The 23,804-nt window shown below is 37.8% G+C and carries 24 protein-coding genes; 14 read left to right on the top strand and 10 right to left on the bottom strand.

The window, feature by feature from the left end; translation table 11 throughout:
* Positions 1-2 precede the first annotated feature (2 nt).
* Both GA0116959_RS11480 and GA0116959_RS11475 read left to right on the top strand, forming a co-directional pair.
* Positions 3-860: a 3'(2'),5'-bisphosphate nucleotidase CysQ family protein gene (locus GA0116959_RS11480; protein ID WP_092720807.1), complete on the top strand. Its 858-nt coding sequence runs from the start codon at positions 3-5 to the stop codon at positions 858-860.
* 56 nt (positions 861-916) lie between these two features.
* Positions 917-1,654, top strand: coding sequence for a histidine phosphatase family protein (locus tag GA0116959_RS11475; RefSeq protein WP_092720806.1), 738 nt, complete (start codon positions 917-919; stop codon positions 1,652-1,654).
* 116 nt (positions 1,655-1,770) lie between these two features.
* Here the strand turns inward: GA0116959_RS11475 and rpsT are convergent, their stop codons facing one another.
* Complete coding sequence (gene rpsT, locus GA0116959_RS11470; RefSeq protein WP_053580135.1) at positions 1,771-2,037, bottom strand: 30S ribosomal protein S20; 267 nt, start codon at positions 2,035-2,037, stop codon at positions 1,771-1,773.
* A gap of 215 nt (positions 2,038-2,252) precedes the next feature.
* Between rpsT and GA0116959_RS11465 the strand changes: the two genes are divergently transcribed.
* Genes GA0116959_RS11465 through GA0116959_RS11455 form a run of 3 tightly spaced genes read left to right on the top strand, consistent with a single transcriptional unit; the run spans position 2,253 to position 4,244 of the window.
* Positions 2,253-2,918, top strand: coding sequence for an NAD(P)H-binding protein (locus GA0116959_RS11465; RefSeq protein ID WP_092720805.1), 666 nt, complete (start codon positions 2,253-2,255; stop codon positions 2,916-2,918).
* A gap of 12 nt (positions 2,919-2,930) precedes the next feature.
* Positions 2,931-3,443, top strand: a complete 513-nt coding sequence (rraA, locus tag GA0116959_RS11460) for a ribonuclease E activity regulator RraA (RefSeq protein WP_092720804.1) — start codon at positions 2,931-2,933, stop codon at positions 3,441-3,443.
* 24 nt (positions 3,444-3,467) lie between these two features.
* The gene (locus GA0116959_RS11455) at positions 3,468-4,244 is read left to right on the top strand and encodes a glutathione S-transferase N-terminal domain-containing protein (RefSeq protein ID WP_092720803.1); all 777 of its coding nucleotides are present in this window, start codon (positions 3,468-3,470) and stop codon (positions 4,242-4,244) included.
* A gap of 58 nt (positions 4,245-4,302) precedes the next feature.
* Here the strand turns inward: GA0116959_RS11455 and GA0116959_RS11450 are convergent, their stop codons facing one another.
* The 3 genes from GA0116959_RS11450 to GA0116959_RS11440 are packed head-to-tail and all read right to left on the bottom strand — an operon-like array spanning position 4,303 to position 6,464.
* Positions 4,303-5,472 carry a ribosomal protein uL16 3-hydroxylase gene (locus GA0116959_RS11450; RefSeq protein ID WP_092720802.1) on the bottom strand — a complete coding sequence of 390 codons (1,170 nt, stop codon included), beginning with the start codon at positions 5,470-5,472 and terminating at the stop codon, positions 4,303-4,305.
* Positions 5,473-5,487: 15 nt separating this feature from the next.
* A complete protein-coding gene (locus GA0116959_RS11445; protein ID WP_092720801.1) occupies positions 5,488-6,081 on the bottom strand; it encodes a Maf family protein in 594 nt (197 codons plus the stop codon).
* The gene (locus GA0116959_RS11440; protein WP_053580141.1) at positions 6,081-6,464 is read right to left on the bottom strand and encodes a DUF2237 family protein; all 384 of its coding nucleotides are present in this window, start codon (positions 6,462-6,464) and stop codon (positions 6,081-6,083) included. The genes GA0116959_RS11445 and GA0116959_RS11440 overlap by 1 nt, the downstream gene beginning before the upstream one ends.
* A gap of 140 nt (positions 6,465-6,604) precedes the next feature.
* Here GA0116959_RS11440 and GA0116959_RS11435 point away from each other — a divergent pair, with 140 nt between their 5' ends.
* The 4 genes from GA0116959_RS11435 to GA0116959_RS11420 all read left to right on the top strand — a co-directional run bounded on the left by GA0116959_RS11435 (position 6,605) and on the right by GA0116959_RS11420 (position 10,345).
* On the top strand, positions 6,605-7,792 hold the full coding sequence (locus tag GA0116959_RS11435) for a phosphoglycerate kinase (protein ID WP_092720800.1): 1,188 nt from the start codon (positions 6,605-6,607) through the stop codon (positions 7,790-7,792).
* 149 nt (positions 7,793-7,941) lie between these two features.
* Positions 7,942-8,214 (top strand): hypothetical protein, encoded by a 273-nt coding sequence (locus GA0116959_RS11430; RefSeq protein ID WP_092720799.1) that lies wholly within the window; start codon positions 7,942-7,944, stop codon positions 8,212-8,214.
* A gap of 122 nt (positions 8,215-8,336) precedes the next feature.
* Positions 8,337-9,374, top strand: coding sequence for a class II fructose-bisphosphate aldolase (fba, locus tag GA0116959_RS11425; RefSeq protein WP_053580144.1), 1,038 nt, complete (start codon positions 8,337-8,339; stop codon positions 9,372-9,374).
* A gap of 107 nt (positions 9,375-9,481) precedes the next feature.
* Positions 9,482-10,345: an EamA family transporter gene (locus GA0116959_RS11420; RefSeq protein ID WP_092720798.1), complete on the top strand. Its 864-nt coding sequence runs from the start codon at positions 9,482-9,484 to the stop codon at positions 10,343-10,345.
* 319 nt (positions 10,346-10,664) lie between these two features.
* Here GA0116959_RS11420 and nfsB read toward each other — a convergent pair whose 3' ends face one another.
* The 3 genes from nfsB to GA0116959_RS11400 form a co-directional block, all read right to left on the bottom strand.
* Positions 10,665-11,318, bottom strand: a complete 654-nt coding sequence (gene nfsB / locus GA0116959_RS11410) for an oxygen-insensitive NAD(P)H nitroreductase (RefSeq protein WP_053580146.1) — start codon at positions 11,316-11,318, stop codon at positions 10,665-10,667.
* 180 nt (positions 11,319-11,498) lie between these two features.
* Positions 11,499-12,218 (bottom strand): UDP-2,3-diacylglucosamine diphosphatase, encoded by a 720-nt coding sequence (locus tag GA0116959_RS11405; protein WP_092720796.1) that lies wholly within the window; start codon positions 12,216-12,218, stop codon positions 11,499-11,501.
* A gap of 96 nt (positions 12,219-12,314) precedes the next feature.
* The gene (locus tag GA0116959_RS11400) at positions 12,315-12,824 is read right to left on the bottom strand and encodes a peptidylprolyl isomerase (RefSeq protein ID WP_053580148.1); all 510 of its coding nucleotides are present in this window, start codon (positions 12,822-12,824) and stop codon (positions 12,315-12,317) included.
* A gap of 165 nt (positions 12,825-12,989) precedes the next feature.
* On the opposite strand from GA0116959_RS11400, the gene GA0116959_RS11395 reads away from it, so the two are divergent.
* Positions 12,990-14,708, top strand: a complete 1,719-nt coding sequence (locus GA0116959_RS11395) for a glutamine--tRNA ligase/YqeY domain fusion protein (RefSeq protein ID WP_092720795.1) — start codon at positions 12,990-12,992, stop codon at positions 14,706-14,708.
* A gap of 246 nt (positions 14,709-14,954) precedes the next feature.
* On the opposite strand, the gene GA0116959_RS11390 is transcribed toward GA0116959_RS11395, so the two are convergent.
* The 3 genes from GA0116959_RS11390 to trmA all read right to left on the bottom strand — a co-directional run bounded on the left by GA0116959_RS11390 (position 14,955) and on the right by trmA (position 17,293).
* Positions 14,955-15,533: a lecithin retinol acyltransferase family protein gene (locus GA0116959_RS11390; RefSeq protein ID WP_092720845.1), complete on the bottom strand. Its 579-nt coding sequence runs from the start codon at positions 15,531-15,533 to the stop codon at positions 14,955-14,957.
* Positions 15,534-15,731: 198 nt separating this feature from the next.
* Positions 15,732-15,959, bottom strand: a complete 228-nt coding sequence (locus tag GA0116959_RS11385) for a hypothetical protein (protein ID WP_053580154.1) — start codon at positions 15,957-15,959, stop codon at positions 15,732-15,734.
* A gap of 251 nt (positions 15,960-16,210) precedes the next feature.
* Complete coding sequence (trmA, locus tag GA0116959_RS11380) at positions 16,211-17,293, bottom strand: tRNA (uridine(54)-C5)-methyltransferase TrmA (RefSeq protein ID WP_092720794.1); 1,083 nt, start codon at positions 17,291-17,293, stop codon at positions 16,211-16,213.
* 307 nt (positions 17,294-17,600) lie between these two features.
* On the opposite strand from trmA, the gene GA0116959_RS11375 reads away from it, so the two are divergent.
* The 4 genes from GA0116959_RS11375 to GA0116959_RS11360 all read left to right on the top strand — a co-directional run bounded on the left by GA0116959_RS11375 (position 17,601) and on the right by GA0116959_RS11360 (position 23,728).
* Positions 17,601-17,951 carry a hypothetical protein gene (locus GA0116959_RS11375; RefSeq protein WP_092720793.1) on the top strand — a complete coding sequence of 117 codons (351 nt, stop codon included), beginning with the start codon at positions 17,601-17,603 and terminating at the stop codon, positions 17,949-17,951.
* A gap of 132 nt (positions 17,952-18,083) precedes the next feature.
* Positions 18,084-21,545 (top strand): transcription-repair coupling factor, encoded by a 3,462-nt coding sequence (gene mfd, locus GA0116959_RS11370; protein ID WP_092720792.1) that lies wholly within the window; start codon positions 18,084-18,086, stop codon positions 21,543-21,545.
* Positions 21,546-21,775: 230 nt separating this feature from the next.
* Positions 21,776-22,210, top strand: coding sequence for an HIT domain-containing protein (locus tag GA0116959_RS11365; protein ID WP_053580158.1), 435 nt, complete (start codon positions 21,776-21,778; stop codon positions 22,208-22,210).
* 60 nt (positions 22,211-22,270) lie between these two features.
* Positions 22,271-23,728, top strand: coding sequence for an adenylate/guanylate cyclase domain-containing protein (locus GA0116959_RS11360; RefSeq protein ID WP_053580159.1), 1,458 nt, complete (start codon positions 22,271-22,273; stop codon positions 23,726-23,728).
* The last annotated feature ends 76 nt before the right edge of the window (positions 23,729-23,804 follow it).

Genomic DNA, 23,804 nt, shown 5'->3' with positions numbered 1-23,804 from the left:
CTATGTTTAGAACAACAACAGCACCACAAGATGCTTTGATTTTACAATTGATCCCCATTGTGACACAGGCCTGTGAAATTTTGCGAGCAGAATATCGTGCTTATTGTTCAGGTGTTGCTTTTGATATTGAGAAAAAAAGTGACCATTCACCTGTAACGCAGGCTGATTATCGGGTGAATGAATTTATCGTAGCAGAATTGCGAAGAAATTTTCCAGACATTCCAGTTTTGTCTGAAGAGGGAAATAATACGCAACGTAAGCAATGGCAAACTTTTTGGTTACTCGACCCTCTAGATGGAACTAAGGAGTTTCTGCATAAGCGACCTGAATTTACAATTAATTTAAGTCTGGTTGAGGGTGCACAGACGACTTTTGCGATTTTAGCCATTCCAGAGGAGCAAACGTTGTATATTTGCTCAAAACAAGGGGTGCCTTTAAAGTTTGAAATTAAAAACCAGCGCTGGGGAAGCTATGTTGAAGATCAAGCAACGACTACAGCGATTCAAATTGGGCTCAGTCAAAGTGATCAAGGTAAAACTCAGTATGCAAAATATGTAAAAATACTCAAAAAGTCATTTGAAATTGTTGAATTCAAAGCAGGGAGTGCTTATAAATTTTGTATGATTTTAGAGGGAAAAATAGATATTTATCCCCGTTTCCATCCGACTAGTGAATGGGATACCAGTGCAGGACAATGTTTACTTGAGCGTATTGGTGGTGGGCTGGTCAGCTTGCAAGGAAAGGATTTTCAATATAATCAAAGAGACAGCTTATTAAACAAGGGTTTTATCGCTTTTAAGACTATCGAAATGAAAAAGATTGCATTTCAAGCATTGCGACTTATGGCGAACAACGAATAAGTCCACGCTGTAACATGCTATAGTATGGCGAACCATGTTTAATTTTTGGCTGCATCATGGCGTTAGACCTCCTTCCTAAAAGTATGCTCAAAGCAATTGATTTATTGCCAGAAGCAAAAGTCCCTGTCACTTTATTTACTCGTCATTCTATTCGTGAAATGGTATCGGGTCAGGGCTTGGCTGGCTATGATTTACAATTGACTTCCCAAGGTCGAGAATTAGCAGAGGCTTGGGGATGTTATTTAATTGAGAATACAGATCGAAGTATTCAACACTGCATTTCAAGCCCGATACAGCGCTGTGTAGATACAGCCGCTTTAATGATTCAAGGTGCTGACTCTAATACATCTGCCCAAAATACTCATCATATCGAAATTGTTGAGCAAGGGTTGCTGGTCGAGCCAGGTAGTTTTGTATTGGATATTAAACAAGCAGGTCCTTATTTTCGAAAACAAGGGGCTTTAGGTTTTATTAACAGTTTTGTGAATAATGCTTTACCTGGGATGAAACACCCAATTTCGGGTGTGGTGGATGTATTGGAACTGATTTATAACGCACATCCGCAAAATCAGTTTGGTTTAAGTTTGGCTGTCAGTCATGACACTATTTTAGCGGCGATTATTGCTGTTATTTCTGGGCATAAGAGCATTAGCCAAGAAGACTGGCCCAAAATGATGGAAGGCTTATTTGTCTGGTTTGAAGGCGATCAATTTTTAGAATCAAAACTCAAATGGATTTGGCGCGGTAAAGTCAGTGAACTTTCTATTCGAGATTTTCAATTGTTAGAAAAATAAAGTAAATAGGTACACTTATATTGATTATTTTTCTTAAAGATTCATTTCATTTATTTTTATTTGAAAAAATATAGACCTAAAAAAAGCCCTTAACGGGCTTTTTTCAATGCAACAAATTAGTTAGCTAACGCTTTAATTTGTGCATTCAAACGGCTCTTGTGACGAGCAGCTTTGTTCTTATGGATGATGCCTTTATCAGCCATACGATCAATTACAGGTACTGCAGTTTTGTATGCTTCTGAAGCAACAGCATAATCACCAGCAGCGATTGCAGCTACTGTACGTTTAAGATAAGTACGAACCATAGAACGTAAGCTTGCGTTGTGTTTGCGTGCTTTAACGTTTTGACGAGCACGTTTTTTAGCTTGAGCAGAGTTTGCCACTCGTGCACTCCTTGAAATAGATTGGTCTGGGCGGGCTGAAATTGCAACTGAAAACCTTCATCAGAAGAATTATCACCAGCCCGTAAACAAGTGCCATATTGTGATTAAACTATGAGGTTAAGTCAAGTCTTGACTTACTTTGACAACATTTTAGATGCAGAAAAATGATCGAGAAAGCGCTAGATTGGTAATAACCCTTAGAGATTGTTTAAAAAATGACTAAATCAATTAAAAGTGTAATTGTGATTGGTGCGACTGGTTTGGTTGGTCGTGAACTATTAAAACAGATGAATCAACTTGAGGTGTGTGAAAAAATTACCGCTGTTGTTCGCCATGAAGACGCACAACTGCAAACATTGGAAAAAGTGCAACAATTTATACTTGATGATTTCCTTTTGCTAAACGATGAGGATGTAAATGGCTATAGCCATGCATTTAGCTGTTTAGGAACAACCTTGAAAAAGGCAGGTTCAAAAGAAAAATTTTATAATATTGATTATGAAATTAATGCACATTTTGCTAATTTATTCGAATCAACCTCTACGCATTATTTGCTCATTAGTGCTATGGGGGCCAAAGCAGATTCAAAATTTTTTTACAATAAGGTGAAAGGAAAACTAGAAAACCATATTCAAGATTTGAAACTGGAATATGTTTCAATTGTTAGACCTTCCTTGTTACTAGGTGATCGCTCAGAACAACGAACTTTAGAAGATATGACGCAAAAACTTTATCAAAAATTGTCGCATTTCGTACCCAATACTTTTAAATATAAGCCAGTGACAGCAGCGCAAGTGGCTCGTACTATGCTCAAAGCGGCACAGTTTCAGGCAGATAAGTTTGAAATTTATGATAATTTAGCTATACAGAATTCAAAATAAAGGAGATAGAGAGTGTCGGATCAAACTTTTGTAACTTGTGATTTGCTGGATGATTATCCTGAAAAAGATCTTCAGGTTGTGACACCATCTATGGATGGGAAATTTTTTAAAAGTTATGGAGCACGTCAAAGTTTTGCTGGTCAGGTGGTGACGGTAAAATGCTTTGAAGACAATTCACGCGTTAAAGAACTCCTTGCAACTGATGGTCGTGGAAAAGTGTTGGTAGTGGATGGGGGAGCATCAATGCGTTGTGCCTTAATGGGCGACATGATTGCAGAATCTGCAGTGAATCATCACTGGAGTGGTGTTGTGATTTATGGTTGTGTGCGTGATGTGGATGCGATTGCTAAACTTGATTTAGGTATACATGCATTGGCTGCAATTCCGCAAAAAAGCAATCGAAAAGGCATAGGCGAAGTAGATTTAACACTATATTTTGGTGGAGTAAGTATTAATTCTGGTGATTATATTTATGCCGATAATAATGGAATAGTGATTGCAAAAGAAAAATTAGTCGATTTATAAACACAACTTAACGGGAATAACAGAATGGTGATGCATCAAATTAAAGTATTACAGGCTTTAGCATCTTCTATCACTGAAGGTGGTCGAGGGGTAAGCGGTACAGCATTTCCGAAGCAACCAGAAAAAGCACTGCAACTTTATGAATTTGAAGGTTCACCATTTTGCCGTCGTGTACGTGAAGTGATGAGTCTATTGAATTTGGATTATGAGGTTTATCCTTGTCCAAAAGGGGGACAAAAATACCGTAAAGTTGTGCAAGAAAAAGGGGGGAAAAAACAATTTCCGTTTTTCATAGATAAAAATACAGGTATTGAGATGTATGAGTCACAAGACATCATTCATTATCTGTTTAAACATTATGGACGGACTGGAAAAACACCGACAAAATTTTCGACTTATCCTAAAATCCCTGTCGTTGCTTTTGCAGGAACATTGATTAATGGTGCGCGTGGTGTCTGGATCAATCAGAACAGCATTCAGCGTGAAGCACCTGCACAACTTTTAGAATTATGGGGGTTTGAAGCCAGTCCGTTTACCCGTGTGGTACGCGGCGTTTTAACAGAGCTAGAATTACCATTCATATTTCACAATGTGCCGAAAGAACGTTGGCAGGATATGGGTCCCGCAGTATTGCGTTTGAAACCCGGTAAATATGAGCCGTTAAAAGGTGGTAAGCGCGAAAAAGTTATCGAGATTATGGGAAGAGATATTCAGGTTCCTTATTTGGTTGATCCCAATACTGGGGTGAAAATGTTTGAATCTGCAAAAATTGTAAAATACTTAAAGCAGCAATATGCGTGAATGATAAAGAATTGATTTGAACCAAGGGGAAAATCATAATTTCCCCTTGATTCATGGTTTATTCTGTATCTACAGCAGGCAATAACATTAAGATTGATTCATTCAGTAAATTGACAATATCTTCTAGCATCTCTGGACGAGCCAATTTTTCATCGAGTAAGATTAAATTGCCATCAGCCAGTTGTTTTAAAAGTGGCGCAAAATCATCAGAAATACAAATCCCTTCACCATTCGCCCAAAACAATAATTTACTTTCAACTTCGGTGTAGAGCAGACGTGATGCAGGCTCAAGCATCAGTGAATAACCTTGATCAAGTGCTTGTTCTAAATCACCTGAACCAATGGCTTCTGCCTCTGGAATATTTTCAGGGTATTTCGACTCTGACATCAGGCTCATGAGTGCATCTTCAAGCACGGCTGGATTTTGCAATTGCGCCAAGAGTTTTGTTTTTAAATATTCAAGTTCTGATTGACTGATTTGACCCACAGAAGTCATTTTTTCACGCAGAATATCTGTGAGTGGATTTTTAAGTAATTGATCAACCGCAAATTTATCGCTGACACGATCCATCATTTCCGCAACATTTGGCATGCGAAAGCCAAAAGAATAAGTCAAACAGTCATCTTCTGCTACACCGTAATGTGCCAAACCAGGTGGTACATAAAGTAAGTCACCCGGTGCTAAAATTTCATCAAAATGAATTTGTATTTCTGGCAATAATTTTAACGGTTGACCGGCCACAATTTCACTGTCTGCATCACACATTTGTCCAAGCTGCCAACGTCGATGTCCATGACCTTGTACTAGAAATACATCATAAAAATCAAAATGTTTACCGACTGAACCACCTTTGGGGGCATAAGACACCATAATGTCATCACGACGCCATTGTGGAATAAAAGGGAATTTCTTCCAAAGTTCGGCCAAATCAAATGAATAATGATCTACAGCTTGAATTAAAAGAGTCCAAAGTTTTGGCATCTTTTGAAAGTCGGCTTTCATTAAAGGTGATGATTTTACTGACCAATGATTCGGATCTTTGTCCTTTTGCTTAATCAATCGTGCATTGATATTTTCATCTAAAGCCAGCTCCATTACATCTGCTGGTTCTAAAAGATTTTTAATTTCAGGAAGCGCATTACGCACCAGTAACGGTTTCTTTTGCCAGTATTCGGTAAGAAATTGTTCAGCGGTGATTCCGCCCAAAACAGCTAAAGTTTGAGACATAGGTAAAGCCTAAAATTAAGGAACTAAAATGTTGAATTGACGTAAAATATGGCAAAGTTGAATCATGGGCAGGCCCATAAGTGTGGTTTGGTCTTGTCCACTCATGTTTTCAAATAAACTAATGCCTAGACTTTCACATTTGAAACTGCCTGCGCACATTAAAGGCTGATCTATTCGGATATAACGCTCGATTTCAGTTAAGGTCAGTTTGCGAAATTTGACTTTATAATGTTCAACCAAGGTCTGTTCAAAACCTGTAGATTGCTGCTGTACGCTTAAAGCAGTACTGAAATACACGATTTTATCTGAATTGGCTTGTAACTGCTTAATCGCTTTTTCGTGAGTTAAAGGTTTACCAATAAAAATATCAGGTGCACCTTCACGCCAAGCCACTTGGTCAGATCCAATCACAATCGCTTCGGGATATTGATCAGAAATCTGTTTGGCTTTTTCGAAAGCCAAGCGCTTTGCCAAGTCATCAGCATGGTTTTCACGGTGTGGTGACTCGTCAATATCAGGCACTACACATTGATAATCAATATAAAGCCGATCCATCAATGCTTTTCGCGTTTGACTACTTGAAGCCAAAATAATTTGAGACATTTTGATTACACCGCATAGTCCATCAGTACATCAATAGGGACATAAGAAAGTACAGCTTGATGGCAGGCATGAATTTTAATTGGAGGAGCAATTCCTGCTTGATATGCTTCTACCCAGCGTGTCACACAAATACACCAAAAATCACCAGGTTCTAAGCCAGGAAAGTCGATTTCAGGTAAAGGGGTAATTAAGTCATTACCTACTTTCTGCGAATAATTTAGAAATTCGGCAGTCATTTGCACACACATGGTGTGTTGACCGAGATCGGTGGTGGCAGTATGGCAAAAGCCATTGCGAAAATATCCTGTAATGGGAGCGTAACAACAGCTGGCCAAGGATTCGCCTAAAACATTTAATCGATTGATTTTTGGATCGGGGTGAATAGACATAAATTCTGAATCATAATGTGGCTTTTGACTATCATAATCAAAACTTTGCCTTTCGACAGCTTTTATACAAAAGAAGCTAACCTTTTTCTACATAATCATTTAAAATCGGGCGATTTTTATATTTATAAAGAGAGCTATACATGAATTTTCAGCGTATGACTGACCTTGATTTAACCGCTAAGCGTGTTTTAATCCGTGAAGATTTAAACGTGCCTGTCAAAAATGGTGAGATTAGCAGTGACGCACGTTTACGCGCTGCGCTTCCAACCATTAAGGCAGCCATTGAAAAAGGCGCTGCAGTAATGGTATGTTCACATCTAGGTCGTCCCGTTGAAGGTGAAGCTCAACCTGAACAATCTTTAGCACCTGTCGCTGCTTATTTGACGCAAGCTTTAGGTCAAAAGGTTGAATTAATTACTGATTATTTAGACGGCGTACAGGTTGTGGCAGGTCAAGTGGTATTGCTTGAAAATGTACGTTTTAACGTTGGGGAAAAGAAAAACAACCCTGACCTTGCTCAAAAATATGCAGCGCTGTGCGATGTATTTGTGATGGATGCCTTTGGTACTGCACATCGTGCAGAAGCATCCACAGAAGGTGTCGCGCGCTTTGCTCAAGTTTCAGCAGCAGGGCCGTTACTTGCCGCGGAACTCGATGCTTTAGGTCGTGCACTTCAAACCCCTGAATCACCAATGGTGGCTATTGTTGCCGGTTCAAAAGTTTCAACCAAGCTTGATGTGCTGACTTCGCTTTCTAGTATTTGCGATCAAATCATTGTGGGCGGTGGTATTGCCAATACCTTCTTGGCTGCTGCGGGCTACAACGTTGGTAAATCATTGTGTGAAAATGATTTAATCGATACAGCTAAAGCCATTGCTGCTAAAGTTTCTGTTCCATTACCTACAGATGTTGTGGTTGCTGATGCAGCTGAAATTGATTTCAGTGATTTCTTGGGCTCATTGACAAAAGCAAAAGCAATCGTTAAAAATGTTGCTGATGTCGCTGACAACGATATGATTTTAGACGTTGGTCCAGAAACAGCAAAAGCATTTGCAGAAATTATCAAAACTTCAAAAACGATTCTTTGGAATGGTCCTGTCGGTGTATTTGAAGTCGATCAATTTGGCGAAGGAACGAAAGCCTTATCTTTAGCGATTGCAGAATCTGCTGGTTTCTCTATTGCAGGCGGGGGCGATACTTTGGCTGCAATTGACAAATATGAAGTCGCTAACCAAATGGGATATATCTCGACCGGTGGTGGTGCTTTTCTTGAATTTGTAGAAGGTAAAACCTTACCTGCGGTAGCAGTATTATTAGAGCGTGCTTAATCTCTAATAAGATAGTAGAACAGATTGGAAGAGTAATAAGGTTGGCTTAGGCCAGCCTTTGTTTTTTGATAGACATACTTTAGTCATGAAAATGAAATATAATTGCAATAAAATTATGTTCATTAAATCTCCTGTCTTAGGAAAATATGATGAACTTAAAATTAACTTTTGCAGCCTTACTTATTGTACCTTTGGCTTTAACCGCATGTGCAAAAAAAGATGAAGCACCAAAAAATGAAACTGCTGAAACTGTGGCAGTAAATGAAAAAATTACGCCAGAACAACAAGCCGCTATTGATGCCATTGATCAACCTATTTTGGATGAACACAACACAGATGTGGCTCCAGAAATTGCGAATGCAGATGCAGATGAAGCAACTCCAGAGACAGAAGTCGCTGCTTCTGAGGCTGTGGCACCATAGGTTGCTTATATTATTTAAAAAGTCCCTGCATTTGCAGGGACTTTTTTTTAAAATAGTGTGTTTTGTTACTGAATTGAAATGATTCAGCATGTAGAATATGGGGCATCAACTGGGAGGACTTTATGGCACTTATCTCATTGCGCCAGCTCTTGGATCACGCCGGTGAACACAATTACGGCGTACCAGCGTTTAACGTAAACAATTTAGAACAAATGCGCGCAATTATGTTAGCCGCAGACGAAACGAATTCACCTGTTATTGTTCAAGCATCTGCGGGTGCTCGTAAATATGCAGGTGCTCCGTTTTTACGTCATTTAATTTTGGCTGCAATTGAAGAGTGGCCACATATTCCCGTGGTAATGCATCAAGATCATGGTACTGATCCCGATGTCTGTCAACGTTCGATTCAATTGGGCTTTTCATCGGTGATGATGGATGGTTCATTGGGTGCAGACGGCAAAACACCGACAAATTATGAATATAACGTCGACGTAACACGTCGCACCGTTCAAATGGCGCATGCATGTGGCGTTTCCGTTGAAGGTGAGATTGGCTGTTTGGGTAGCCTTGAAACAGGTTTGGCCGGTGAAGAAGATGGTGTTGGTGCAGAAGGTGTTCTTGATCATTCCCAACTTTTAACTTCAGTTGAAGAAGCAACTCAATTTGTTGCAGATACCAATGTTGATGCTTTAGCCATTGCAGTAGGGACTTCCCACGGTGCGTATAAATTTACACGTCCACCTACAGGTGATATTTTAGCCATTGACCGCATTAAAGAAATTCATGCGGCATTGCCAAATACACATCTTGTGATGCACGGTTCAAGCTCTGTACCACAAGAATGGTTGGCGATTATTAACCAGTACGGCGGCGACATCAAAGAAACCTATGGTGTGCCAGTTGAACAACTGGTTGAAGCAATTAAACACGGTGTGCGTAAAATTAATATCGACACCGATTTACGTTTGGCATCTACAGGTGCAATGCGTCGTATGATGGCTGAAAAACCAAGTGAATTCGATCCACGTAAATTCTTTGCAGAAACAGTGGTTGCAATGAAACAAATCTGTGTAGATCGTTATACCCAGTTTGGTACAGCAGGTCATGCAGACAAGATTCGCCCAATCTCTTTAGAGAAAATGGTAGATCGTTATAAATAATCTTTGATGATGATGTATTATTAAGATCATCGATAAAAATTATTTATGATCAAAAGCCCGCAACTCTTGTGGGCTTTTTTGTATTTCACTTTTAAAAAAGGTAAAAGATGGAACTTATATTTGCTGCAGCTTGTTGTAGTGTACTGATTTCAATCCTTTTAAAGCTTGCAAAACCGAAAGGTTTCAATGCACTGCACATGATTGCGTGGAATTATGCATCGGCAAGTTTATTGTGTCTTTTATGGTTTAAACCAGACTTGCAGCATATTTCAGTTTCTCATACACCATGGTTATTAATTATAGCTTTAGGGATTCTGCTACCCAGTATTTTTTTATGCTTGGCAAAATCTTTGCACCATGCCGGTATAATCAATACTGAAATTGCACAACGTTTATCCGTAGTTTTATCTTTATTGGCGGCATTTTTTATTTTTCAAGAACAGTTTAATTATTTAAAGATCATTGGAATTGCTCTGGGTATTCTGGCTGTATTGAGTATCCTATTTTCACAACAACGTAATCAAAAAGCCAAAGCATCTTCAAAACAAGCGATGTTTTATCTTGTTTTAGTTTGGTTTGGTTATGCATTGATTGATGTGTTGCTCAAATACACCACAGGATTGGGGATTCAATTTGCTGTGGTGTTAAATCTGATGTTTATCTGTGCTTTTATCTTGTCACTGGTTTATATTTTATTCACATCAAAAACTTTTGGCCATGCAAAAAATATAATAGCTGGCTTAGGTTTAGGTGTTTTAAATTTTGCTAATATTGCCCTCTATGTTAAAGCACATATGCTATTGAAAGACACACCTGCTATTGTTTTTGCAGGTATGAATATTCTGGTGGTTGTTTTGGGTGCATGCAGTGGTTTAATGATTTTCAAAGAAAAATTAAAATTGATGACAGCTTTAGGTTTATTACTTGGTTTAGCGAGTGTTATTTGCCTCGCATATACGCTATCTGTTTAAATACAGACTTTATAAAGTGTCGTGGATATTTAATGATATCAAGCTTTTCAGCTGTACCTAAAATTGAACCTGCTTGTTTACAACCCGGACACTTCGGATAAACGTTTAAGGTTTTAACTGAATATGGATACATATAGATTTTACAACAATCGTTGCATTCGAATTTTATTGGCATTTTAGGTAGAACAGACATAAGAACCACTACTGTTTTATTTTTTAGCAGTATAACCTGTATATTATGTAAGAAATATGTCCTAAATTGACATAAAACGGAGCGTTTGATCTGATCTGCACCCCGTTTTATTTTAAATAGTTTTAATTAAAGCTGAGTAAAAATAGTCTCTTTATTGAGGCGTGATTTTGGCAATTTGGCATTGAAATCACTTTCGCTTCTATAGCCGAGTGTTAAGAGTACAGAAGGTACTAAACCTTTTTCTGTCAGTTTTAGTTCATCATTGATAATTTGCTCATCAAAGCCACCAATCGGTGTGGCATCAATACCCTCGATGCCAGCAGCCAGTAAAATTTGACCTAAAGCAATAAAGGTTTGATTTTCTGCCCAACGTTGAATATCACCTTTTTCATTACGATAATAATCAACATAACCACTGCGACTGTCTTTTTGGCCTTGTTTCGCAGTTGAGTCCTTAAAACGGCCACTTGCATCATCTTGTTGGAGCAGATTTTCTAAATGCTGTTCACTAATATCAGCTTGCGTACAAAATAAAATGGTATGGGACGAATCTAAAACTTTGGGTGCGTTATATGCATATTTGCCGACCAATGCTTTGGCAATACGCTCTTTGGCTATTTGATGATCTGCAATAAAAAAATGCCAAGGTTGAATGTTAATCGAAGAGGGTGTTAAACGGAGTACTTCTAATAGTCGCGTAATCTGTTCAGATGGAATTTTTCGATCAGGATCATAAGCTTTGGTGGTATAGCGAGTTTTTGAAATGTTTAAAAGATCCATCAAGCATGACTCCACTGGAAAAATATAAGTCTTATTCTAACTGAAGCTAGATGACAATGGCTTATAACAAATTGAACATATATTAGACTTTGGCATGATAAATATGCCTTATCAAGAAGCTAAGGCTGAGTATTTGAAATGGAGGTCATCGTTTTGTAAACATACAGCATTATTTTTTACTTAGTAAGACCAAGTTTTTAATTTTAAGGTTTGATGTATTTGTTGGGGATCAATTTCTAAAATCTGTGCTTGGTTTTCACGCCAATCACCTAAAACAATACGAGTCTTGCCAAATTCATGGTGCATTTCAGGGCGATGCGTATGTCCATGAATCAATAAATCAACTGATTGAAGTGATTGTTCAACAGCATGTTGATTCACATCCATAATTTCATAGGATTTTACTTGTTTGGTTTTTGTGCTTTTTTTACGGAAACCATGAGCCAATTTCTGACGGAAACTGAGCGGCATACTTTTAAGAAAGCCTAAAAGAAGCGGATTACGAATAATTTTACGAAACTTTTGATAGGACACATCATCGGTACAGAGTAAATCGCCATGTTCAAGGCGTATTTGAATGTTATCTATCTTTAAAACATCAACATCAGGCAATAAAATACCATTAAATTGTTTTAAAAAACGCTTACCTAAAGCAAAGTCACGATTGCCGACTTGGAAATAAACTTGATTACCAGTTTGATTGAACTGTTTTAAGGCATTAATCACGTCATCTAGCCATGGGGCAGTGTAGTCATCACCAATCCACGCATTAAACCAGTCACCTAGAATATAGAGCTGGGTGTTTTTGTTTTGATAGTGTGCCAATAAATCCAAAAAACCCCGAACAAGTCGAGGGTGTTCAGGTGACAAATGTAAATCAGCGATAAACAAATAGGTCACAATATTTCCTTTTTTACCCTCTAGATTCCTCAATAAATGAGGAATCTATTTTCATTATTCCGTTTTAAAGCTCATTTAAAACGGAGAGGAGATATTTTATTCAGAAATAATTTTAGCAGATTCAATCACAACATTTTCTAATGGAACATCAGCGTGGTAACCACGGTTGCCTGTGCGAACACTTTTAATAGCATCAACAATATCAAGGCCTTCAGTCACTTTACCAAACACTGCATAGCCCCAACCTTGTGCTGTTTTACCCGTATGGTTTAGGAAAGAGTTATTGCTTACATTAATGAAAAATTGTGCAGATGCAGAATGCGGTGCTTGTGTACGTGCCATTGCCACTGTACCAATTTCATTGCTTAAGCCGTTGTCAGCTTCATTTTCGATTGAATCACGAGTGGCTTTTTCTTTGAAGTTTTCATCCATGCCACCACCTTGAACCATGAAATTTTCAATAACACGGTGGAAAATTACGCCATCATAAAAACCGTCACGAACATATTCTAAAAAGTTAGCAACAGTTTTAGGTGCTTTTTCAGAGTTCAGTTCAAGAACAATACGGCCTTTATTGGTGTTTAATTCAACTTGAGGAAAACTCATTCTATAATCTCCTGATCATGGACAAAAAAGCCATGGGTTTTTGGTTGAGAGAAGCATAAGCAAACTGTAAACTACAAGGCAAGCAAAAACGTTATTTTCTTTGTTAAAAAATCAAGAAAGCGTTTTAATTATCCTATTTTATCTTATAGAAGTGATTTATCAACTATGAAGCCAAATGATGTTGTTTCATCCCTGCCAAATAACCCGACAACTCAAAATCAATCTGTCGATGCTGCGCAGCAAGAACAACAACCTGGCTTAGACTTTGTTCGTCAGGTCATTAGTGAAGATTTGGCAGCAGGCCGTACTCAAACTGTGGTGACACGTTTCCCGCCAGAACCAAATGGTTATTTGCATATTGGTCATGTCAAAGCCATTTGTTTAAATTTTGGCATTGCACAAGAATTTGATGGTATATGCAATCTTCGTTTTGACGATACCAATCCCGATGCAGAAGAACAAGAATATGTGGACGGTATTGCCAACGATGTAAAATGGTTGGGCTTTCATTGGGAGGGCGAACCACGCTATGCGTCAAGTTATTTTGATCAGTTGCATGCCTGGGCAATTCAATTGATACAACAAGGGGATGCTTATGTGGATTTGCAAAGCCCTGAAGAAATTAAATTAAACCGAGGTAATTTCAAAGAGCTCGGAAAAAATTCACCTTATCGTGATGTGAGTATGGAAGAAAATCTTACACGTTTTACTCAAATGAATAATGGCGAATTGGGTGAAGGGCAAGCGGTATTACGTGCCAAAATTGATATGGCATCACCGAATGTACATATGCGTGATCCGATTCTATATCGAGTACTACATTCTAAGCATCATCAAACCGGTGATACTTGGAAAATGTACCCAATGTATGACTATGCTCATCCTTTATCAGATGCGATTGAAGGGATTACCCATTCACTGTGTACGTTGGAATTCCAAGATCATCGTCCATTTTATGATTGGGTGGTGGATAAAGTTAAATCTGAGGCCGTTCCACGTCAGTACGAATCAAGCCGTTTAAACATTGATTACACCATTACTTCGAAACGTAAATTACGTAAATTGGTTGAGGGAAATCATGTCAATGGTTGGGATGATCCACGGATGCCAACTGTCGTCGGTATGCGTCGTCGTGGTTTTACGCCTGAAGGTTTACGTGATTTTTGTAAGCGTGTGGGTGTATCTAAAACGGATGGTATTGTCGATGTCGCGATGCTTGAGTTTTGTATTCGTCAATCGCTTGAAAATACCGCTGCACGTGGTATGGCAGTGTTAAACCCGCTTAAAGTGACTTTAACCAACTTAGCAGCAGATATGGACTTAACCCATTCACGTCATCCAAATGTGGATATGGGTGAGCGTATTATTCCGTTATCGAAAGAAATTTATATTGATCGGAAAGATTTTGAAGAAATTGCACCAAAAGGCTTTAAACGCTTAATTCCTGAAGGTGAAGTACGTTTACGTCATGCTTATGTGATTAAGTGCGATGAAGTGATTAAAGATGCAAATGGTGAAGTTATTGAACTCAAATGTTCAATCGACCCAGAAACATTAGGTAAAAATCCTGAAGGACGTAAAGTGAAGGGAGTTGTACATTGGGTTTCTGCAAGTAAAGGGATTGCTGCAGAAGTGCGTGTGTATGACCGTTTATTTACTGAAGCTGCACCTGATGCCGATGATGATTTCTTGGCGCACTTAAATCCTGATTCTTTAACTGTGCTTCAAGCCGTGATTGAGCCTGCTTTAGCACAAGCGCAACCCGAAGATCGATTCCAGTTTGAACGTGAAGGTTATTTTGTAGCGGATCAATATGATCATACAAGCGACAAACCCGTGTTTAACCGCATTTTGGATTTAAAAGACAGTTTTAAGCCTAAGTAAGTATAAGTAAAAATCACTTCGTCTTTTGTCATATAGAGCTTATTTGCTCAAGCGCAAAAGATGAAGTTTTACTTCATGTGTGATGCAGGTAAAAAGTCATTGAAATAGATCTTCTCAAAGCTCAACTTCGGTTGAGCTTTTTTAATCTTGTGTAAGCGCTTATAACTTATAAATACTGTTAAAAGAGAACTTAAATTGAAACTGAGTAATGCTAGCATTTACTTATAAAATAGAATGGATTTGAAATTAAAGTGTCTTGTGATCAGTTATATCCGGTTTTGTTACAGTGTTATTTGGCTGTTCAATCGGATTACGCATTAAACGATAATGCTTCAAACGATGTTTAGCTTTGTCGCGTAATTTTTTCTTGATATACAATACCAGCGCAAAACAGGTCGTGGTGATCGCAAGCAACATACTGTTCATATAACTCATAATAGAGCTTACGTAACCCAGTGTGGTTAAGCGATTCATCATGCGAATGACTTGAGGGCTACTTTCTAAGCCAGTAATTGCCCAAGTACATAAATGTTCGCAATTATTCATGATCAGATGATAGTTGTTTTCTTTCATACGTGAGCGCATGCGACGAACCACTTTACGACCAGTAAATTTGGGGTGCTGGTATTTTTGGACAATAACAGTTTTACCCGCACTAAACTTTTCTAAAGAGGTCATTTCAATAGGACGTTTTTTAAATAAATGTGCAAAACCTGAATAATGAATGACTCGTCCACGCCCCGCATAAATGCCGTGATGGGAGTATCCAAAATGTTTAACAATAAGATGTGTCCCTAAAGGAAACCGTGCTTTCTGCAACTGCATCATACGTATAGCCAATAAAGTTACAAATGTATTTTATGAGTCTAGTGTACTGCTTCTGTGTAAAAGAATCGACTATTTCACTTTATTAAATCATTTATGCTTGTAATGTAGTCGTCATATTTTAAGCAAGAAATATTTTATTGCGGTTCATAAAAAAAGGCATTTAGATCAACTAAATGCCTTTTATTTGAGACTCTATTATTGCAGCGGTAAATGCTGCAATTCATTTAACTCTTTACGGCTATAGCCCCGAGAAGCTAACACTTTCTTAATTCCAATAATCACGTCTTCATCTTTGGCTTTCGCTAAAGCTTGAATCAATTCTTCATTGGATTTACAAGAGCAATCATTTTCAACACACGAGATTTGATTCTTGTGTTCATTGAGCTGTTGATTCGCAGAAAACAGCTTTTGCCAAAAACTCATAGAGTATTCATATACGACCTAACATAGATCGAAATATAGTCAGTTTTAGAAATAAAACAAGTCTACTAAAGTGAAAAAAGCAGCAATTGAACACGAATCTTTCCGATAGTGTTCAATAGATTTAACGAAATTATAATGTTGACTAATTTTATTTGATTGTAAGTGGCTAATTAAAAATACAATAATTTAAGAACCTAAAATTTTATTCAGAATTCTAAAAGTGTTTAAAGCTGAACAATGAAATAAATTGTTTAAATCTTTTCCATTAATACGCCACATTCAACGTGATGGGTATAAGGGAATTGGTCAAACATTGCAAATTGAGTGATTTTATGAGTATGCGTTAAAGTATTTAAATTGTCTTGTAAGCTATCAGGATTACAAGAGATATAGATAATACGTTCAAAGCGTTGAATTAATTTCAAAGTTTCATCATCAATTCCAGCACGCGGAGGATCAACAAATACCGTGTCAAAATCATAACTGGAAATATCAATTTCGGCTTCTTGTAAACGGCGGAATTCACGTTCGCCATTATAAGCTTGGGTAAAATCTTCTGCTGATAGGCGTGCGACTTGAATATTATCAATGTGATTTTGTTCGATATTCCACTGCGCAGCATATACCGATGACTTAGCCAATTCGGTGGCAAGTACACGATTAAATTTGGTGGATAGGGGTAATGTAAAGTTACCATTGCCACAATATAATTCTAATAAGTCTTTATCTGACTGTTTGGCTGCATGACATGCCCATTCGAGCATTTTTTGGCACACTTGTGCGTTCGGTTGAGTAAAGCTACTTTCAATTTGTTTGTATTTATACGTGCGATCAAATACCTTCAATTCTTCAATAACAAATTCATCACTTAAAATGACTTTTTGACCACGACTGCGGCCAATCAATTTAATGTCTAGTTTTTCAGCCAGTTGTTTAGCCAATGTTTCCCATTCAGCAGTGAGAGGGCAACGATAAATCATCGATACCAACATTTCACCTTTGAGCGTTGCTAAAAAATGCACTTCAAATAAGCGTTGAGATAAAACAGGATTACTTTTTAATTCTTGTAGTAAAACGGGCATCAATTGATTAATGCGAGTATCCGCAATAGGAAATTCATCAATCCGAATCACTTGTTTTTGCTGATCTTCACTGCGTTCGAACATGGCATAAAACATATCATCATCTGTATGCCAAATACGAAATTCTGCGCGCATCCGAAAGTTTTGTTCAGGCGACTGAAATACTTCTAAAGATGGAGGATTGAACTCGGCAAATTGAGCAGAAATACGGGCAATTTTGGCATCAAGTTGTAACTGATAAGGGGAAGTCATATGCAGTAAAAATTATGAACACATTGAAACAGGGATGGTAACAAAGTTTGAATCAGATGACTAAACTTATTCCAGATTAAGCAGTAGAAATGTCACCACACCTAAAAATAACATAATTTTAAATGTGTTTAATGATAGATTTATTCGCTTCGTGTTGAGCTAGTACAAAGTTTAAATATGCGTGCAGCATCGTAGTAATCTTATTTAAAAATTGAGAATGGACTCTGAAATAAGCAGGTATAAATAAGTCGTTTAAATTGAGAGATAGCGTTAACATAGTGGAAATTGTTCAATATATAACTTCATCATGTTCAATACACTTGCTTCTTTTTTTAAAAAGAAGCCTTCAGCTGAGCAAATATTTTTGCAAGAAAACAATATTCAATTTGATTCAGAGCAAGGCTATATTGTAGATGGAATAGAAATTAATCAATGGTCGGAACGTTTAATGTATTTTTCTAACCGAAAATTAAGCACATTTAATGATTTAAAAGCATTATATTTCAGTGCCATGATTATCAATGAAAAAATTGATTTAGAAATTGCGAATCAGCGTTTTGTCAGGCATTTAGGTAACAATCAAGAAAATTTGTTGCAGATGAAGCATGCCATCAAAAAATTAAATGACTACTATCGCCATTTTTTGCGTGATAAATAATGGATCCATTGTCTTTTAATATTGAGTCACAGATAAAATTTAGTGTAAAAATTGCACCAATAAAAATAACTCAAACGCTAAATAACCCATGCTAATATATTGCCTATGTCATTTAGACCAAAAGCTATATACATGTTCCAACAAGAAATTTCTCAATTAAATTTGCAGCAACTTAAAGCAGGCGAAAAACGCTGGGTCGGTAATTTACAAGGCTCATCTGCGTCTTTATTGTTTAAAGAAATGGCGAGTCAAACCAAGCAATTGTTTATTTTAGTCGCCACAAATAATCAACATTTGGGACAGTTGGAAAGTGAATTAGAGTTTTATGGCATAAAACCGACCATTTTCCCAGATTGGGAAATTTTGCCTTACGATCGTTTGTCGCCTCATCAAGATATTGTCTCTGAACGACTATCCATTTTATCCAATATGCCGCAAAGCGGGGTACTCCTCCTTTCAGCTTCGACTTTGGTACAGCGTGTAGCGCCCACCTCATGGATATTGGGTGAGCATTTTGATATTCAGGTCGGTCAAAAGTTTAAATTAGAGCAGCAAAAGATGCGCTTGATCCAAGCAGGCTATCATTTGGTGGATACAGTGTATGATCATGGCGAATTTGCTGTTCGCGGCAGTATTATGGATATTTATGCGTCCGGGCAAAATGCACCAATTCGTATAGATTTGTTTGATGATGAGATAGAAAGCTTAAAATTTTTTGATCCAGAAACCCAAAGAACCACGCAAAACTTGCAGCAGTTTGCTGTATTACCAGCAAAGGAATTTCCCCTCAAAGAAGGGCGTTCAATTTTTAGAGATCGTTACGCAGAAAGTTTTCCAAATGCAAATCCAAAAAAAAATCCAGTATATCAAGATGTATTAGAAGGGATTGCATCCCCAGGTCTTGAGTTTTATTTTCCTTTATTTTTTAGTAAAGAGGCTATGCTGAATCAAAGCATGCTTATGGCTTATTTACCCAAGAATAGTATTGTCATAACAGACAAGTATTTAGATGACACTTTAGCCAGTTTTTGGAAAGATGTTATTCGTCGTTATGAAGACCGTCGTCATAATGTTGATCATCCAATTTTATCACCTGAACAGATTTTTCTGCCGCCGAATCAAGTTTTAGAACAACTGAATCAATTTGCTCGAATTATTGCTTCTGCAGAGGAGTTTGTAGAGAAAACAGGTGTTTTAAATTTTAAAACTGAATTACCGCCGCGCTTACCTGTTGACCCTAAACAAGAGCAACCCTTTTCAGCCGTTAAAAAATATATTGATGCTGCAAGTCATCCCGTATTATTGGTCGCGGAAAGTGCTGGTCGCCGTGAAACGTTAAAAGATGCATTGCGAGCAGCTTTAGGCGATATTCCCAATATTGATAATTTTGCTGACTTTAGAAAATCCCTATACGCAATTGCAATCACTAGTGCGCCACTTGACCGTGGTTTAGTCATTCCTGATCAATTGACCGTTATTTCTGAAAATCAGTTATATGAGCATCGCGTTGTACAGCGCCGTCGCAAGCGTCAGCAAGAAGTATCTGAAGAGTTTCTGATTCGCAGTTTAACGGAACTGAGTATCGGTGCACCTGTGGTACATATTGATTATGGGGTAGGGCGTTATGCAGGCTTGGTCACCTTAAGTATTGATGATCAAGATTATGAGTTTCTACAGCTCGATTATGCCGATGCTGCGAAAGTGTATGTGCCTGTCACCAACTTACATTTGATTAGTCGCTATAGTGGGGGTGATCCTGATTTAGCTCCATTGCATAAATTAGGTACAGATGCATGGAGTAAAGCCAAGCGTAAAGCGTTAGAACAAATTCATGATGTTGCTGCTGAACTTTTGCATATACAGGCACGCCGTCAAGCTAGACCTGGATTTAGCTTTGAGCTTGAGCAAAGTCCTTATATGCAATTTGCCAGTGGTTTTGCTTATGAAGAAACTCTTGATCAAGCCAATGCGATTGAAGCGACTTTACATGATATGCAACTGGCAAAACCGATGGATCGCTTGGTGTGTGGTGATGTTGGTTTTGGTAAAACAGAAGTGGCTATGCGTGCGGCATTTTTAGCTGTCCAGAACAATAAACAAGTCGCAGTTTTAGTACCTACGACCTTGTTAGCACAACAACATTATGAATCCTTTAAGGATCGTTTTGCTGACTGGCCGATTCGAATTGAAGTACTTTCCCGTTTTGGTTCAAATAAATCACATGTTAAAACCACCGAAGACTTAGCCGCAGGTAAGGTAGACATTGTGATAGGAACCCACAAAATTTTGCAACAAAGTATCCAATTTAAAAACTTGGGATTGATGATTGTCGATGAAGAACATCGCTTTGGTGTGCGAGATAAAGAGCGGATCAAAGCCATGCGTGCGGATGTCGATATGTTGACTTTAACAGCCACACCTATTCCACGGACTTTAAATATGGCATTCAGTGGAATGCGTGATTTATCGATTATTGCTACGCCACCTGCCCGTCGTTTAGCCGTTAAAACTTTCGTACAAGAACATACTGGCGATTCAGTGAAAGAAGCGATTCTGCGTGAGTTGCTTCGTGGTGGTCAGGTATATTTTTTACATAATGAAGTCGATAGCATTGAACGTACTGCTGAAAGTTTACGTGAATTGGTGCCAGAAGCACGTGTGGCTGTGGCACATGGACAAATGCGCGAACGTGAACTTGAGCAGGTCATGCAGCAGTTCTATCACAAAGAATATAATGTCTTGGTGTGTTCAACCATTATTGAAACAGGAATTGATGTTCCCAATGCCAATACTATTGTGATTGAACGAGCGGATAAACTGGGACTTGCTCAGTTACATCAATTACGTGGTCGCGTTGGACGTTCACATCATCAAGCGTATGCGTATTTACTCGTGCCTTCGCTAAAGAGCCTAAAAGGGGATGCAGAAAAACGTCTTGATGCCATTCAACGTGCCTCAAATTTAGGTGCAGGGTTTATGCTCGCAACTGAAGATCTCGAAATTCGGGGAGCTGGGGAGTTATTAGGAGAGCAGCAAAGTGGTTCTATGCAAGCAATTGGTTATAGCTTGTATATGGAAATGCTTGAAAAGGCGACCAAAGCAATTCAAAAGGGCAAAACGCCAAATTTCGATGCGCCATTATCGCTAACCGCTGAAATTAACTTACATATGCCCGCATTAATTCCAGATGATTATTTGGGAGATGTACATCAAAGACTGATGTTCTACAAACGAATTAGTAATACAGATAGCCAAGAAAAACTGGACAATATTCGAATGGAACTGATAGATCGTTTTGGTGTGCCTCCGCAACCTGTGAAACAATTATTTGCCGTGCATCAGATACGTCTAAAGGCTGAACAATTGGGTATTACCAAGGTGGATATTGGGTCAAAAGGTGGCCATATTGAATTTTCTCCAGATACACCTGTACAAGCGATCAGTATTATTCAAATGATGCAAAAACACCCCACTTTTTTCCGTATGGAAGGAGGGCAGCGCTTAAAAATCATGGTCATGCTAGAAGATCATCAAAAAAGAATTCAATTTATTTCAGATTTATTGAGTAATTTATTGCAAGAAATTCATGGATGAAAATAGGCAGGCACTGAAAAATAAGCGTACCTATTTGGAGACAAGAAAGAAATAAACCTGATATCTAACATATATTTGATTTTTGAAGAAATTTAATATATTTAGAGCGCTGAAAGGGTTTAAATAAAATCGTAATTTATTTGTAATGAAACGCATTGCATAGAATATTCACACTTCATTGTATGTGGTAGTATTAGCCATCATTTTAATTTTGCATCATTTATAAAGATATGTTTAGTTTGCACCCACAACTTGCTCAAGATACTTTTTTCATAGGCGACTTTCCACTGTCAACATGTCGTTTAATGAATGATATGCAATTTCCATGGCTGATCTTGATTCCGCGTGTACCTGGAATTACAGAGTTATATGAGCTGAGTCAGGCGGACCAAGAACAATTCTTGCGTGAATCAAGTTGGTTATCAAGCCAGCTCGCGCGTGTATTCCGTGCTGATAAAATGAATGTCGCAGCTTTGGGAAATGTAGTCCCACAATTACATTTTCATCATGTTGTACGTTATCAGAATGATATTGCATGGCCAAAACCTGTTTGGGGAACACCAGCCGTTCCTTATAGCAATGAAGTCCTTGCGCATATGCGTCAAACTTTAATGTTGGCTTTACGTGGTCAAGGTGATATGCCATTTGATTGGCGAATGGACTGATCCAGTCATTAAACCAGATTAAAAGAATAAAATGTAAATCCTCTGGTTGGGAGTAGTTAAGTGTCATTGGACGATTGGATAAGAAAAGAACCAAAACAATTTGAATATTTTCATCGTTTGATGGGGTATATCATGTTGTCTTTGATTATCCTCGTCTATCATTACACATCATCTGACACTCACTATCAGATCTATGTTCCTATTTTTCTGCTGTTTATTTTATTAATTACACCTAAATTATCCAATTGGTTGTCATACCGTTTTAATCTAAAGACACAAAATAATGTCTTGTTTATTCTTGATATTGTTGTCATTGCAATCATTTTATCTGCAATCCATTTAAATCTTGTTCTGACCCTGCTCTTATTTTTTGCTCTTTTATACACTGCTTTTAATATTAAAATTTCATTTATGCTGATCTCATTGGCTAGCCTGTTAGGTTGTGCAATTTTTTATTTATGCAATATCTTTATTTTTGGGTTTGGTGATTATTTTGAGCAAACCACTGGTGAATTAACCGTTCTTGGTTTTATTTGTTTAATTACTTATTTTGGTGTGGGTAGTTTTTACCAACGTAGTCAAGTGCAGCATATCAATGACCGTAAAACTTACTATTTTGAGCAAATGAATCGCTATATGGAATTTGCCAATCAGCTTAGCCGTTATGCGCCTATGCAATTGTGGCATTCTATTATGAAAGGTGAGTCTGCAGCTAAAATAGAGTATAAACGTAAAAAGATGACCATCTTTTTTTCAGATATTCAAGGTTTTACTGAGCTTTCTGAAACTTTGATTCCCGATGATTTAGCTTTTTTACTCAATGACTATTTAAGCCATATGACTGAAATTGCGAAACATCATGAAGCAACAGTCGACAAATTTATGGGCGATGCAATTCTCATTTTTTTTGGTGATCCAATTTCTCAGGGTGTAGAACAAGATGCAAAAACTTGTCTAGATATGGCCATTGAGATGCGTCAACAAATGAAACTATTAAGAGAGCGTTGGATTAAAATGGGTTATCCGGCTTTACATATCCGGATGGGAATCAGTACGGGATATTGTCACGTTGGAAATTATGGTGCAGCACATCGCATGGCCTATACCATTGTGGGACGCGATGCAAATTTGGCAGCACGTTTGCAAAGTGCCGCAGCAGTCGATGAAATTTTGATTTCAGATGAGACCTATAACTTAATTAAAAATGATTATTTATGTGCACCTAAAGCACCGATTACCCTTAAGGGCATTCAAGCACCAGTCAATACTTGGCAAGTGATGGAAAAATACAGTTCGCGGAAGTTAGATTATCAGCGTTGGTTTGATTATGAATATAAAGGTTTTCATTTGTTATTAAACTTAGATGAAGTTCAAAATTATGAATATCCAGAGTTGATTAATGTTTTAGAAAAAATGATCAAAAGAATTCAAAAACAGCAAAAAATGACCAATGCTCAGGGTATTGTAAAATTGAATTTAGAAGATGAAGTAAAAAAACCTAGAAATGATGATGAGTAGTATAAAAAAGCATAATTAAAATATGTATTTAGCATAAAAAACCACGCAAAAGCGTGGTTTTTTATGCGGTGAAAAA

The organism is Acinetobacter albensis (assembly GCF_900095025.1).
GTDB classification, from domain to species: Bacteria; Pseudomonadota; Gammaproteobacteria; order Pseudomonadales; family Moraxellaceae; genus Acinetobacter; species Acinetobacter albensis.
This window is presented reverse-complemented; position numbering and strand designations above follow the sequence as displayed.